Annotated in this window: 10 protein-coding genes; 6 read left to right on the top strand and 4 right to left on the bottom strand. The window is 66.1% G+C overall.

Features of this window, described 5'->3' with window-relative positions:
* Nucleotides 1-109: 109 nt before the first annotated feature.
* Both CRM90_RS06240 and CRM90_RS06235 read right to left on the bottom strand, forming a co-directional pair.
* Nucleotides 110-1270: an acyl-CoA dehydrogenase family protein gene (locus CRM90_RS06240; RefSeq protein WP_102806101.1), complete on the bottom strand. Its 1161-nt coding sequence runs from the start codon at nucleotides 1268-1270 to the stop codon at nucleotides 110-112.
* A 44-nt stretch (nucleotides 1271-1314) separates the two neighbouring features.
* Entirely contained in the window at nucleotides 1315-2472 is a 1158-nt protein-coding gene (locus CRM90_RS06235) for a CaiB/BaiF CoA transferase family protein (RefSeq protein ID WP_102806100.1), read from the bottom strand.
* A gap of 87 nt (nucleotides 2473-2559) precedes the next feature.
* Between CRM90_RS06235 and CRM90_RS06230 the strand changes: the two genes are divergently transcribed.
* The 6 genes from CRM90_RS06230 (at nucleotide 2560) to CRM90_RS06205 (ending at nucleotide 10009) form a co-directional block, all read left to right on the top strand.
* On the top strand, nucleotides 2560-3603 hold the full coding sequence (locus CRM90_RS06230; RefSeq protein ID WP_102806099.1) for a phosphotransferase family protein: 1044 nt from the start codon (nucleotides 2560-2562) through the stop codon (nucleotides 3601-3603).
* Entirely contained in the window at nucleotides 3604-4362 is a 759-nt protein-coding gene (locus tag CRM90_RS06225) for an SDR family NAD(P)-dependent oxidoreductase (RefSeq protein ID WP_102806098.1), read from the top strand.
* A gap of 12 nt (nucleotides 4363-4374) precedes the next feature.
* Complete coding sequence (locus CRM90_RS06220) at nucleotides 4375-5694, top strand: acyl-CoA dehydrogenase family protein (RefSeq protein ID WP_102806097.1); 1320 nt, start codon at nucleotides 4375-4377, stop codon at nucleotides 5692-5694.
* On the top strand, nucleotides 5691-6314 hold the full coding sequence (locus CRM90_RS06215) for a TetR/AcrR family transcriptional regulator (protein WP_102806096.1): 624 nt from the start codon (nucleotides 5691-5693) through the stop codon (nucleotides 6312-6314). Before CRM90_RS06220 ends, CRM90_RS06215 begins: the two co-directional genes overlap by 4 nt.
* Nucleotides 6314-7288 (top strand): NADPH:quinone oxidoreductase family protein, encoded by a 975-nt coding sequence (locus CRM90_RS06210; protein ID WP_102806095.1) that lies wholly within the window; start codon nucleotides 6314-6316, stop codon nucleotides 7286-7288. The genes CRM90_RS06215 and CRM90_RS06210 overlap by 1 nt, the downstream gene beginning before the upstream one ends.
* Nucleotides 7289-7504: 216 nt before the next feature.
* Entirely contained in the window at nucleotides 7505-10009 is a 2505-nt protein-coding gene (locus CRM90_RS06205; RefSeq protein WP_142391331.1) for a hypothetical protein, read from the top strand.
* An 18-nt stretch (nucleotides 10010-10027) separates the two neighbouring features.
* Here the strand turns inward: CRM90_RS06205 and CRM90_RS06200 are convergent, their stop codons facing one another.
* Together CRM90_RS06200 and CRM90_RS06195 are read right to left on the bottom strand one after the other, a co-directional pair.
* Nucleotides 10028-11905: an alkyl/aryl-sulfatase gene (locus tag CRM90_RS06200; protein WP_102806093.1), complete on the bottom strand. Its 1878-nt coding sequence runs from the start codon at nucleotides 11903-11905 to the stop codon at nucleotides 10028-10030.
* A gap of 29 nt (nucleotides 11906-11934) precedes the next feature.
* On the bottom strand, nucleotides 11935-13926 hold the full coding sequence (locus CRM90_RS06195; RefSeq protein ID WP_502693233.1) for an alkaline phosphatase family protein: 1992 nt from the start codon (nucleotides 13924-13926) through the stop codon (nucleotides 11935-11937).
* Between the last annotated feature and the right edge of the window lie 71 nt (nucleotides 13927-13997).

The raw sequence follows: 13997 nt of genomic DNA, 5'->3' as shown, positions 1-13997 counted from the left end.
TACTGTCCAAACCGTCCGACCCACCCGCTGTTGCACTAGCCCCTTGAATCCGCCGACGTTTTTCAACGATATCCCGCACGTTGGGCGGCCGGCTCCGGCGCGTGCGGAACTATCGCTTGGCCGGCGGCGCGTACGCCGGACGCCCCAACCCGAGGATCTGCTGGGCGATCATGTTGCGGAAGACTTCCAGCGTTCCGCCGTAAATCCCGGTGGGCGAGGCCAATCGGAAGATGTATTCCGCAGCGCCATCGGCGGCCGCGCCAGTGGTACCGACGGGCAGACTGGCGGCGGTGCCGAGGATGTCCATCAGGTCCGGGGCGATATCACGCATGGTCTGGGCGATCGAGACCCGGCCCGACATCGCAGGCGCGCTCAGGGCGACCTCCACCCGGGCCGCCGCGCGCCCGAGCCGGTAGGCCACCGAGTCGTCGTCCACCCGTGCCACGGCGGCGGCCCGGTCGACGGCTTCTGCCGTGAGCAGGATGTGCTCCGTCATCGTCGCCAGCTTCTGCAGACCCTCGGTGCCGAGGTCGATGGTGCCGTGCTCGGCGTTGAGGGCATCCCGCAGCACCGTCCAGCCGCCGTTGACCGCACCGACGCGGTACCTGTCGTCGACGCGGACGCCGCCGTAGTAGGTGATGTTGGTTCTATCGCCGTCGACCGTGCGAATGCCTTGGATCTCCACGCCGGGCGAGTCGAGCGGGACCAGAAACATCGTCAGGCTCTGGTGTTTGGGCGCTTCGGGGTCGGTGTTGGTGATCAGGAAGACGTACTGCGCGTTGTGGGCGTTAGAGGTGAACATCTTGGAGCCGTTGATAATCCATGCGTCGCCGTCGCGCACCGCCCGTGTCTTGCAGGTCGCGACATCGGAACCGCCCTCGGGCTCGGTATAGCCCAGGCACAGCCGCCGGTGACCCGAGAGCACGGCCGGCATGAGTTCGGCAACGAGGTCCGGATCGGCGAATTTGGAAACCGCCTTCGCCACCATCATGGTGGTCGGCCAGTGGAACCACGGGGCGTGGGCGCGGCCGATCTCCAGCTCCCAGATCCTGCGTTGCACCGCGGTGAATCCACCCTGCGCCTCGTCGTGGAAGTCCTTGGCCAGATATCCCCGCTCGCCGAGAGCGAGATGCAGGCCCTCGTGGAAGTTCTCCCCTGTCTCACGGTCATGCCGGAGAACGTCGTCGGTCACCAACTCGGCGAGATCCGCGCGCACCCGGCGCTGGAACGCCTGATCTTCACTGGACAGTTCGACCGGAGAAAAGTCCATCAACTGCTCCGTCCTATGTCGGTGACCTTCCAGCCACCGTGACATCACCGGGCGTTGTTGTAAAGCTCGGCGAGGACCTCGTCGGTGTGCTCGCCGAGCTTCGGGGCGGCCGACCGCGGCGCCCACGGGGTGCCGTGGAAGTCGGCAGGGGTGGCGATCATCGGGCCGCCGTCGGGCACGTCGACCAGACCGCCCGCGGCGTGGAACTGCTCGTCGGCCAGAACATCCTCCATCGAGTTCACCGGCGACCAGAACAGGTCGGGCTCTGCCTCGAACGCCTCAGCCCATTCGGCGAGAGTCTTCGTCGCGAAGATCTCGTCGAGCGTCGCGATGAGTTCACGGGAGTGGATCGCGCGGTCGCGCGCGGTGGTAAACCTGTTGTCGGTCAACCACTCCGGGCGCCCGACCGCCCGGCACAGCGACGGCCAGTGCCGGTCGGCTTCCAGTCCGACGATCCAGAGTCGCCGCCCGTCGGCCGCCAGGTAGTTGTTCATGCACGGGTTGAACATCGTCTCGCGCTGACCGATCGCGATCGGATTGCCGGTCAGCAGGAAGGTGTTGAGGTCGAAGCTGACGGTGTAGGCGCCCTGGCGGTAGAGCGACGTGGTCACCAGTTGCCCTTCACCCGTGCGGGCGCGGGCGACCAGTGCCGCGTTGATGGCCGCGGCCAGCGTCATACCGGTCAGGTGATCGCCCATGCCGCCGCGCTGGAAGGGCGGGCTGTCGCCCGGACGGGTGAGCAGATCGGCCACCCCGGACCGGGCCCAGAACGCAGCGACGTCGTAGGCCGGGCGGTTGGCCTCGGGTCCGCTCTCGCCGTACCCGGTGATCAGGCCGTAGACCAGTCCCGGGTTGAGGGCGGCTACCGACGGATAGTCCAGTTCGAGCCGTCCGAGCGCGTCCGGCCGGACGTTGGTGAGGAAAACGTCTGCTGCCGTGAGCAATTGACGCGCGGTCGCAATTCCACCGTCGGTGGTCAGGTCGAGCACGATGCTGCGCTTGGACCGGTTGTCCATCTCGAATGGCGGGTTGCTGCCGTCGTCGAGTCCGAGCATCCGGCCGAACATCCGCCCCGGGTCGCCGGTCGGCGGTTCGATCTTGACGACGTCGGCACCCCAGTCGGCCAGGATCCCTCCGGCGGCCGGCCCGGCGACCCATACCCCGAGCTCGACAACCTTGATGCCTTCCAGCGGTCCGGCCATGGCCGCCCCTTTCGCTATGCGTTGGCCAAAGGCTAGTGGCTGCACGTGCGGAGAATGCTATTCTCCAAATGGAGATTGAGGAGTTCCATGACGAGAACGCACAGCCCCGCGGACCTCGACACCGCGACGCTCGGCCGATGGCTCGACACCCAGGAGGCCCCCGGCCACGGCGAGGAGCCCGCCGCCGAGGTCCTCAAGGGCGGGTCGCAGAACATGCTGTACCGGATCAATCGCGGTGGTGAGGGCATGGTGCTGCGGATGCCCGGACCGCGCGCAGACGAGCGCCGCCTCGGCGAGCTGCTTCGGGAAATCCGTCTGGAACGAGCCTTGAAGGGCACCGACGTACCGCACGCCGAGCTGGTCGCCGCCGACGAGAGTGGTCGGGTGCTCGGCAAGCCGTTCTATCTCATGAAGGAAGTCGACGGCTGGAGCCCGATGGAGGGCGGCTGGGAGTCGCCGTTCGACACCGACCTCGACGCCCGCCGCGACCTCGCCTTCCAGCTGATCGAGGGCGCGGCCAATCTCGGACGGCTGGATTGGAAGGCGCGCGGCCTGGAGGGATTCGGCAAACCCGAAGGTTTCCACGACCGACAGGTGGATCGCTGGCTGGCGTTCCTCGCCGCGTTCCAGGTGCGCGAACTGCCCGGGCTGGACGTCGCGTCGCAGTGGTTGCGCGACAACCGGCCGTCGCACTACACCCCCGGGATCATGCACGGCGACTACCAGTTCGCCAACGTCATGTACGCCCACGGCGCACCCGGGCGGCTGGCCGCGATCGTCGACTGGGAGATGACCACGATCGGCGACCCGCTGCTGGACGTGGCATGGGCGCTGCTCGGCTACGACGGTGAACATCCCAAAGACACCGGCTTCTACCTGCCGATGGACGGTATGCCCACCCGCAGTGAACTGCTGGCGCACTATGAGAAGGTCAGCGGGCTGGGATGCGAGAACATCCACTACTACCTGGTACTGGCCAATTGGAAGCTGGGCATCGTGCTGGAGAAGACCTACGCCGCCGCGGTCAACGGTGGTACGGCAGACCCGAAAGTGGTCGAGGCCTTCGGCGCGATGGTGCCCGACCTGATCGCCACCGCGGCGCGGTTGGCGCAATCCGGCGAGGAGGCCTGAATGGGTTACGCAGACTCTCTTTTCGATCTGAGCGGCCGCGTGGTGCTGGTCACCGGCGGTAGCCGGGGCCTGGGCCGCGAGATGGCGATGGCCGCCGCGCGCTGCGGTGCGGATGTGGTGATAGCCAGCCGCAAGTTCGACACGTGCGTGGCGACGGCCAAGGAGATCGAGGCCGAAACCGGCTGCACCGCAATGCCCTTTCGCGTGCACGTCGGCCGCTGGGATGAGCTCGACGGGTTGGTCGATGCGGTCTACGACCGGTTCGGCAAGCTCGATGTGCTGGTGAACAACGCCGGTATGTCGCCGACCTACGACAAGCTCACCGACGTCAGCGAAAAGCTGTTCGACGCGGTGATGAACCTGAATCTGAAGGGGCCGTTCCGTCTTTCGGCTCTGGTAGGTGAACGCATGGTCGCCGACGGAGGCGGTGTGATCATCAACGTCAGCACCCACGGGTCGCTGCGGCCGCATCCGTCGTTCATCCCGTACGCGGCGTCCAAAGCCGGGCTGAACGCGATGACCGAAGGCCTCGCGGCGGCGTTCGGGCCGACGGTGCGGGTCAACACGCTGATGCCCGGGCCGTTCCTCACCGATATCAGCAAGGCCTGGGACTTCGGTGTGGAAAATCCGTTCGGCAGGCACGCCCTTCAACGCGCGGGCGAGCCGACCGAAATCGTCGGCGCCGCACTGTTTCTGATGTCCGATGCGTCCAGCTTCACCACCGGCTCGGTCCTTCGGGTCGACGGCGGAATCCCGTAAAGGAGTACGACGATGGCATGGGACTTTTCCACCGAGTCGGAATTCGAGGAGAAGCTCGAGTGGATCCGGAACTTCGTGCGCGACGAGATCGAACCGCTCGAAGTGATCTTCCCGAGCTGCGAGTTCCTGCCGCTCAACGACGAGCGCCGCAGGATCGTCGACCCACTCAAGCAGAAGGTACGCGACCAGGGTCTGTGGGCGCCGCATCTCGGGCCCGAGCTGGGCGGCCAGGGTTTCGGGGCCGTCAAGCTCACGCTTATCAACGAAATCCTCGGCCGCGCAACGTGGTCGTCGATCATCTTCGGCACCCAGGCACCCGATACCGGTAACGCCGAGATCCTGGCCCGCTTCGGCACCGAGGAACAGAAGCAGCGGTACCTGACCGGGCTGCTGTCCGGGGAGATCTTCTCGACGTTCTCGATGACCGAACCGCAGGGTGGATCCGATCCTCGGGTGTTCACCACCCGCGCCGTGCGCGACGGCCCCGGAAAAGACTCCGACTGGGTTATCAACGGCCGCAAGTACTGGTCGTCGAACGCCTCGGTGGCGTCGTTCTTCATCGTGGTCGCCATCACCGATCCGGACGTGCCGGTCCACACCGGCGCCTCGACGTTCCTGGTCCCGGCCGACACCCCGGGCGTCCACATCGAGGCGACACACCACCTGGTCGGCTCGCACTCCCACGACCCCGGGCACTCGCTGGTGCACTACGACAACGTCCGGGTCCCCGCGTCGGCGATGCTCGGCGAGGAAGGGCATGGCTTCGGTGTCGCCCAGTCCCGGCTGGCCGGCGGACGCCTGCATCACGCGATGCGCTCGATCGGGGTGGCCCAACGCGCGATCGACGCGATGGCACGCCGTGCGAAAAGCCGCTTCACACAGGGAAGTCTGCTGGCCGACAAGCAGTTGATCCAAGAGATGGTGGCAGACTCGTTCGTGGAGCTGACCCAGTTCCGGCTCATGGTGTTGCACGCCGCGTGGCTGGTCGACACCGCGGGTGAGCGGGCCGCACGGGAGGAGATCGCGGCCTGCAAGATCGCGACCGCCTCCGTGCTGAAGTCCATCGGCCTGCGCGCCATCCAGGTGCACGGCGGCCTCGGACTGACCGACCAGATGCCGTTGACCAGTGTGCTCATGGGCGGTATCACGCTGGGGATGGCCGACGGGCCGACCGAGGCGCACAAGGTCAACCTGGCCCGCCAAATTCTCAAAGGCTATGAGGCGGAGGACCCGGTCTGGCCCAGTGAGTTCCTGCCCAACCGCATCGAGCGAGCCCGGGAGAAGTACGGCCACCTGGTCGATCGCATTCCCGCGCTGCCTGTTTCACCGTGACCAGCAGAGCCGCGGCCGCCGTGGTGCGGGCCCTCGACGACCGGCAACGCGAGGCCGCCGAGGACGTGGAGCGCATCCTGGCCGCCGCACTGAGGGTGTTGCAGCGGGTCTCCCCCGACGCGCCGCGGGTCAGCGATATCGTCGCCGAGGCCGGCGTCTCCAACAAAGCGTTCTACCGCTACTTCGCCGGCAAGGACGATCTGATGCTGGCGGTCATGGAACGCGGTGCGGCCATGGTGGTTTCGTACCTCGAGCACCAGATGGCCAAGGAAGCCACCCCGAAAGGCAAGATCACCCGGTGGATCACCGGGGCCCTGGCCCAGGTCGCCGATCCGGAGCTGATCGGCATGAGCCGGGCCCTGCTGGTGCAGATGTCCGACTCGGACAAGCGCCGGCTTGGTGAGGAGGAAATCCTGGCCGCCATGCGTGAGCTGCTGGTCGAACCGATTCGCCAGCTCGGTAGTAGCGATCCCCAGCGTGATGCCGACGCAGTGTTCGTGTGTACCGTCGGCACGATGCGCCGCTATGTGAACTCCACCGACCAACCGGGCCGCAAGGACATCAACCACCTCGTCGGGTTCTGTTTGGGGGGCCTCGGCCTCCCGGAAGCGACGAGCTGATGCGCGCCGTCGTCTGCCGCGAATACGGCGCACCGGAGGATCTGGTACTGGACGAACTGCCTGACCCCACACCGGGTCCCGGTCAGGTCGTGGTCAAGGTGCATGCCGCCGCGGTCAACTATCCCGACGTGCTGCTGATCGCAGGCAAGTACCAGATCAAGGTGCCGCCGCCGTTCAGTCCGGGCAGTGAGCTGGCCGGTGAGGTGCTGGCCGTCGGCGACGGTGTCGACTACCGGCCGGGTGATCGGGTCTCGGCCACCGCGTTCGTCGGCGGGTTCGCCGAGCAGGCGCTGGTCGATGCGCGGGGTCTGACCCGCGTTCCGGACGGGGTCGACTATGCCGATGCGGCCGCATTCGGAGTCACCAACCGCACCGCCTACTACACCCTGCGCACCGTCGCTCCCGTCCAGCCCGGCGACTGGGTGGTCGTCCTCGGCGCCGGTGGTGGTGTCGGCCTGGCCGCCGTCGACATCGCGGTTCTGATGGGCGCCAAGGTCATTGCCGCCGCGTCGGGCGCCGAGAAGCTCGAGGTGTGCCGCCGGCGCGGCGCCACAGAGGTGATCGACTATGACCGGGAGGACCTCAAGAGCAGGCTCAAGGAGATCACCGGCGAGGCCGGCACGCGCGTGGTCCTCGACCCTGTCGGTGGTCACTACTCCGAGCCTGCCCTGCGCAGCCTCGGCCGTGGCGGAAAGTTCGTGACGCTGGGCTATGCCGCCGGTGAGATCCCCCGGATACCGTTGAACCTGGTGATGCTCAAGGGAATAACCGTGCAGGGCATGGAGATCCGTACGTTCGCCACCGACTACCCCGACGACATCGCGCGCGACGACGCCGAGCTTGCGCAGTTGTTCGCCGAAGGCAAGCTGCGCCCGTACCTCGGGGCGCGGTTCCCGCTCGAACAGGCTGCGGCCGCGCTGCGCTATGTCGCCGACCGTAAAGCGATCGGCAAGGTCGTCATCGACGTCGACTGACGTGAGACGAGGCGTCGTGAACGCAGGGCGATCGGTGGGCGTCCGACAGTCGAGCGCATCGTCATCATCTGGTTAACAGAGCTACTCGATTCAACAACCGGACGGCTTGCCCTGATAGGAATCAGTTGCGCAGCAATCTAGTCCGGCGCGTTCGGTCGACAGTTGGGGAACTCGATGAAACCGGCAATGCTCACTACTCGCGCAGCAGCCGCGACCGTGGCTCTCGGACTTGGGGTGGCATTGGCCAACGCCGCCGCCCCGACCGCTGCTGCCGACGCGACCGGGAGCCATCAATCGTCGGCGGGCTCGACTCCGAACAAGGTGCCCACGTCGAAAACACGTACCGGGCAACCGAAATCGACCGGATCGACCAAGCGCGCGAAGACCGGGGTCCAGGCCACAAGTGTCGTGCGATCCGTCGCCACCGCACGGCCCGGCACCGGCACGTTGAGACCCAGACCCGCACCCCTGACCGGGAACTCGGAGTCACCGGCGAACTGGCTGCTGGCCGCGGCCGCACGCCGCGAACTCGGCGATCACCCGCTCGAGGAACTGGGCCGACGCATCGGTCTGGCGGTGAACACCGTACTGGCGCCTGCGAACACCTTGGTCAGGAACCTTGTCGGCATCGCCGATCCGCTGGCCCCGGGTCAGTGCAAAGACGGTGTCTGCAACCCCACCAGCGACTTCAGTCTGCCGTTCGTGCGCACCGAGGTCACCGTTCTCAACCTGACCGGCGGGCCGATCACCCTCACCAGTCTCGATACCAAGCAGCCACTGACCTACGGCCCACAAGAAGGGTTCGTCCTCGACGACGCCCGGCTGGTTCAGGTGGGGTTCTACCAGGGCACCAGCGAATGGGACAAAGACTGGACCTACGAGGGCACGATGGTGTGGTCGAACGGATCGACGACGGTGAGCGTGGACGCCGAAGCCGGCGGGGCCAGCGCATCGGTGTCGAACAGCGATCTGCAGACCCTCATCTTCGATACCCCGGAACCCATCAACGGCATCTCAGAAATTCCCGCGCGACAAACCGTGGTGGTGTTACCCAAGGCCGGCGCCGAGATCACGATCGACCCGACCGACGCGGTGGGTCAGGCGGTCGTCGCCATGGCGCTGTGCAAAGTGGCGGGCAGCTGCGGCCAGGAAGTCGTCGACGAGCAGGTTCTGCTCAGCGCCCCGCAACTGGTCGGCAACACTCTCTTCAACGACGGCAGCGTCGACTCGACCACTCGGTACAAGGTGACCCACGAGGTGACCAAGACCAGCGGCGTCGAGGAGAACCTGAAAGTGGTTGCCGGCAGTTCACTGAACTTCTCGCTGGGGCCGTTGACGTTCCAGAGTGAGATCGGTGCATTGGTGCAGCAGAAGTACGGCCACAGCTGGAGCGACGGCGTCACCACCGAGTCGCAGGTGGACTTGAATGTCCCGCCGGGTAGCTACGGCCAGATATACGTGCAGTATCCCGAGTACCACGACTTCGTCAACATGACTCTCACCGAATCGGGCGTCACCATCACCATCCCGAACGTCGAGTACGTCAGCCTCGCGCCATCAGGGTCGCTGGACCCCGACGGCACCCCCCTCGCAGTCACCTACACCACCGACGACTGGAAGATCGGAACCGGCCCGCACCCGTATCCCGACTCCGATTCGGTTCCGGCTCCCCCGGACAGCACTGCGGTCGACGCGGGAACGGTGCCCGACATCGCGGCGCCCGCTCCGGCACCGACCGCCACCCGGAAGACTCTGGTCGAGATCATCGACGACTTCGTCAGCAGTGAGGCGCGGGCGTTGCGCACCGTGCCCACCATCATGCTCACCGGCCGGGCAATCAGCTCGCAGACGTTCCGGGTCGTCAACCTCACGCCGTACCCGCAGACGCTCAGCAGCATCACCGGAGAATACGAAGAGGATGACTCGCCGCAGAAGGGCTTTGTCCTGCAGCCCTTTCAGGAAATCGACTTCGAGGTGGACTACAGCGTCTGGCATGACCAAGAGGCCTACGTGACGTGGACGAACGAAACCGGAATCGACGCGTCGGCGGAGTTCAAGGTGTTCAACGGGGGCAGCGCACCGCTCGTCACCTGCCAGAGCAGCAGTGGATGTATGGCCTACGGCTACGGCAAGGACGAGGCCTGGATGTACCTCGTCTACCCGTACGCGAATCCGGGAACGATCGACGTCACCGAGGACCCGAACCTCGCCTCCGCCGCCGTCGACACGGGTTGCTCACCGGCGTATAGCGGTTCGGTCCCGGGGTCGTGCGGCGTGAACGTGACCGGCGACGTGTACTACAACGCCCCGACGACCGGGCCGGTCCAGCAGCACATCAACCGCGGCTCGAATGAGAACAGCTACTACTACACCATCACCACCACCAAGAGCGAGACGACCAGTTGGGCCGGTGGCGGCGGGATAAAGCTCAAGGAGAAGGCCGGAGTGTTCGTCGGCCTGCAGATCGAGATCGAAGCATCCGTGCTGTACAACAGTTCGACCCAGATCAAAGACTCCGAATCCAGCACTGTCGTACAGAATCTGCTGCCGGACTACGGCGGAGCCATCTACGTCGGCGATCCCTACCTTCGGACGTACGGCGACTACATCGTCAATCTGCCCAACCTGACCCTGATCGTCACCGGCCAGTGGATCGAGGCCGCGTCGGGCCTGGGCGCTCAGGGACCGGTGGCCAATGTGGTCGACTACCCGCTCGCATAGCAGCCGACCCGGCCGGTCCTAGGGCGTGATGATGTTGAAGCTCGGGTCCGGCTGATCCAGTGCACCGAGAAACTTCTGCAGGGCTTCCGCCTCGCCGGCGGTCTCCAGGCCCGGTGAGGTGAAATCGCCTGCCGCAGCTGCCAATAGCCGCAACTTGGTGGCCAGCCGGATGGTGGCGGTCGCCGTCGACTCGTCTGCCGGGCACTGCCGGTAGACCAGCACACCGTTGCGCAGGGTGAGTCGGTAGTTGGCGTCGAGGTCGGCGAACGTGACGTCGAGCGAGATGTCCAGATCCCACGACCGCGGGCCGTTGACGCTGATCGCCAACACGTCGAACATCTGCTCCGGGGTGAGCTGGGCAAGTAACGTCGTCGGCGATACCTGGGTGGGCGTACCGAAGTTCCCGTCGCGCAGCTCGGTGGCACCGGACAGGAAGAAGTTGCGCCATGTCGCACACTCGGCGCCGTACGCCAGCTGCTCGAGTGTGTCGGCGTACACCTCCCTGGCGCCCGCATGATTCTCGTCGGTGAAGATGACGTGATCGAGTAGCGTTGCCGCCCAACGGTAGTCACCCGCGTCGACGGCCGCGCGGGCCAGCTCGACCACCCGGTCGGCGCCACCCATCGCCTCGACGTAGCGCGGCCCGATCGCCTCGGGCGGATGGGCCCACAACCGCGCGGGGTTGCCGTCGAACCAGCCCATGTACCGCTGGTAGACGGCTTTGACGTTGTGACTGACCGATCCGTAGTAGCCGTGCGCATGCCACGCCTTGTGCAGCGCGGGCGGCATCTGAAAGGTCTCGGCGATCTCGATGCCGGTGTACCCCTGGTTGAGCTGCCGCAGGGTCTGGTCATGCAGGTAGGCGTACAGATCACGTTGCAGGGAAAGGAATTCGACGATGTTGTCCTGGCCCCAGGTCGGCCAGTGATGGGAGGCGAACACCACGTCGGCACGGTCGGCGAACGTCTCGATGGCCTCGGTCAGGTACCCCGACCACCCGTGCGGGTCGCGCACCAGCGCCCCGCGCAACGTCAGCAGATTGTGCAGGTTGTGCGTGGCGTTCTCCGCCATGCACAGCGCGCGGAACTTCGGGAAGTAGAAGTGCATCTCGGCGGGCGCCTCGGTACCCGGGGCCATCTGGAATTCGATCTCGACGCCGTCGATGGTGTGCTTCTCACCGGTGGTGGTGATGTCGATGGTCGGCACGATGATCGCCACCTCGCCCGTCGACGGGGTCTGCCCCAGGCCGCAGCCCACCTGACCCTGTGGGCCGCGGTCGAGGACGGCGCCGTACATGTAGCCGGCGCGGCGGGCCATCGCGGTGCCGGCGTAGACGTTCTCCTGGACGGCGTGCTCGGTGAACCCCTCCGGGGCCAGCACCGCGACCTTGCCCGCGTCGACGTCGGCCTGGGTGGTCACCCCGAGGACACCGCCGAAGTGGTCGACGTGGGAGTGGGTGTAAATGACCGCGACCACGGGCCGGTCACCTCGGTGCGCGCGGTAGAGGGCCAGGGCGGCCGCCGCGGTTTCGGTGGAGACCAGCGGATCGATGACGATGATGCCGGTGTCGCCCTCGATGAAGCTGATGTTGGACAGGTCCAGTCCGCGGACCTGGTAGATGCCTTCGACCACCTCGTAGAGGCCCTGCTTGGCAGCCAGGATGGACTGCCGCCACAGGCTCGGGTGGACCGATGTCGGCGCATCCCCGTCGAGGAATCCGTACGCGTCGTTGTCCCACACCACCCGTCCGTCGGCGGCCTTGACCACGCACGGGGTCAGGGCGGCGATGAAGCCGCGGTCGGCGGCGTCGAAATCCGCGGTGTCGCTGAACGGCAGCGACGTCAGCTGCTCGGCATGGGCGGCTTCGATGACGGCGGACGGCGGCTTGGGAGTCATGCCGCCAATCCTGCCCTAGGAGGAGGCGGTCACGTCCAGAATCCGTTGAGAGGTTCGGCGTACTTGTCGTTGTTGGTCATCGGCGGCAAACCGAGCGCGTCTTCGATGGTGCGCAGCGTGCTGTAGTGGTCGTAGTGGTCGGTGACGACGAAGGCGCCGCCCTTCATACCGCCCGCACTCACCGCCATCGGCGAGGGAATCACCACTGTGACGACATGGTTGCCTTCGTTGCCGAAGCCGAGCGTGATGTTGTTGTTGTCCTCGTCGAACGTGACGATCAGCACCGACTTGGTGGTATTCCAGACCTCCGAGTTCATGATGGTCGGCACGTTGTCCGCCAAGAACTGGTCGAGCGCGGGGACGTTGTACTGGTGGCGCGGATCAATCTGCGAGAACGCGAAGTGCGCCACACCCGCCAGCGAGCTGACCGGGCCCTCACCGTTGGAGGCTTCGTCGGCGGCGAACCAAACGAAATCTGGTGTTGTCGCGTCTGATTGGAGGTCGGTCGCCATCTGGGTCAGCGGGAACATGTGCGCGGCGGCGTAGGCCTGGTTGTCGCCGATGCCGGCGAACGCCGGCCACGGGGTCTGGTCGGTCGAGTAGTTCCCCGTCGAGACCAATGGCTGTCCCGGTGTCATGCCTTGGGCGTAGGCCGCCCAGGTCTTGCTGTGGGTGTCCAGGTTGACGGCGAGGTTGTTCGGATCGGTGATGCACACCGATTCACAGTTGTAGGTCTTGCCGTAGACCTGGCCGCCGACGATCGCGTAATAGTTCGGCAGGCTGGGGTGGGTCACCGCGTAGTAGTTGTTGGCGAGCCCGTATCCGTTGATCAAGCTGTTCAGGAAGGGCGCGTTGGGGCTTCCGACGATGTCGTTGTAGCCCTTGTTCTCCATATAGACCAGGAACACGTGGTCGAGCGGCTGGACATCGGACACCGGCGGCGCAGGCGCGGGCGGTGCGGATTGCGCGGTACCGATGCTGAAGGACAGGTTGTCGGCGTACGCGTTGTTGTACCGGGCCGTGAAACCGAGCACCACCGGATTCAGGTCGTGCATGGTCAAGGTGACGACGGCGCTGCGGGTGCCCACCGGGACGGTTCCGATGGAGGTGCGCTGCCGGAATCCGGTCTGCCCCCAGCGATCCAGGTTGGAGACCGGCCCGATCGTCGAACTTCCGAGGTAGAGCTGGTTCTGGTCCAGGAAGGTGACTTTCACACTGGCGAAGGACGGATCGAGCAGGTAGCCGCCGAGATAGCCATTGAGGTTGAACGGGACTGTGCCACTGTCGATCTCAGCACTGGAGGCACTCAGGTCCACCGTCTGGGAGAGCCCGGAGGTGGCCACGTCTCCACCACCGAAGAACTGGTTGCCGGCGTTGGGAGGCGCGGCTTTGACGCCCGGGAACGAGACGATGGCGGGCAGATTCGGCCATGCGAAGCTCAGGCCCACCGGCCACGCGTTGCGGAGCTCGCCGTACTGAACCACGGTCGGGGTGCCGGTTGCCGTCCAGCCCGGCACGCTGACGGTACTGTTGCCGTAACCGGCCGGATCGCCGAGTTCGGCACCCGGGTTGGTCAGCAGGTTGGGCCCGGTGACCGGTACTGCGGTGGTGGTGACCGCGCCCGCCTTGCCGATACCGGTGATGCGACGCAATTCGTCGCCTGCGTACGCGAGCATCGACGACAGCGTCGCCGGCTGCGGCGGCGTTCCACCGGAATTCGCCAACGAGTGCAGTGCCGTGGCAATCGCATGGACCGTCGGTGCGTGCACGACCGGCGCCGAAAGTTGCGCTGGCCTGGCCACTTTGGCAGACCCTGGGGCGGCGGCCAAACTGGGCGTGACGCGATGCGTTTTGCCCACTGCCGCGGGTTTGGCCTTGGCCGCCGTTGCCGAGCTACCCGAGGCAGTCGAAGAGTTCGACGGCTGGGCATCGGCGACCCAGGGTGTGCTTGCCAACCAGGACCCGATTCCGAGGGCTACCGCGAGCGCCCCCACCCTGCCGATATGCACTGCGTTGCCCATGACCCGTACTCCCGCCAGCCGAATAGGTCAGATGGTACGAAGTGCGGGCCCTCCGCGGAGGGTAATCGACG

It is taken from the genome of Mycobacterium sp. ENV421, from assembly GCF_002887815.1.
Lineage (GTDB): Bacteria > Actinomycetota > Actinomycetes > Mycobacteriales > Mycobacteriaceae > Mycobacterium.
Note: the sequence above shows the minus strand (reverse complement) of the source record. Positions and strands in the feature narration are given on the sequence as shown.

Excerpts from the sequence above, each read along its gene's own strand:
- CRM90_RS06240 (WP_102806101.1), bottom strand. The coding sequence starts at position 1,270 with ATGGACTTTTCTCCGGTCGAACTGTCCAGTGAAGATCAGGCGTTCCAG.
- CRM90_RS06235 (WP_102806100.1), bottom strand. The coding sequence starts at position 2,472 with ATGGCCGGACCGCTGGAAGGCATCAAGGTTGTCGAGCTCGGGGTATGG.
- CRM90_RS06230 (WP_102806099.1), top strand. The coding sequence starts at position 2,560 with ATGACGAGAACGCACAGCCCCGCGGACCTCGACACCGCGACGCTCGGC.
- CRM90_RS06225 (WP_102806098.1), top strand. The coding sequence starts at position 3,604 with ATGGGTTACGCAGACTCTCTTTTCGATCTGAGCGGCCGCGTGGTGCTG.
- CRM90_RS06220 (WP_102806097.1), top strand. The coding sequence starts at position 4,375 with ATGGCATGGGACTTTTCCACCGAGTCGGAATTCGAGGAGAAGCTCGAG.
- CRM90_RS06210 (WP_102806095.1), top strand. The coding sequence starts at position 6,314 with ATGCGCGCCGTCGTCTGCCGCGAATACGGCGCACCGGAGGATCTGGTA.
- CRM90_RS06200 (WP_102806093.1), bottom strand. The coding sequence starts at position 11,905 with ATGACTCCCAAGCCGCCGTCCGCCGTCATCGAAGCCGCCCATGCCGAG.
- CRM90_RS06195 (WP_502693233.1), bottom strand. The coding sequence starts at position 13,926 with ATGGGCAACGCAGTGCATATCGGCAGGGTGGGGGCGCTCGCGGTAGCC.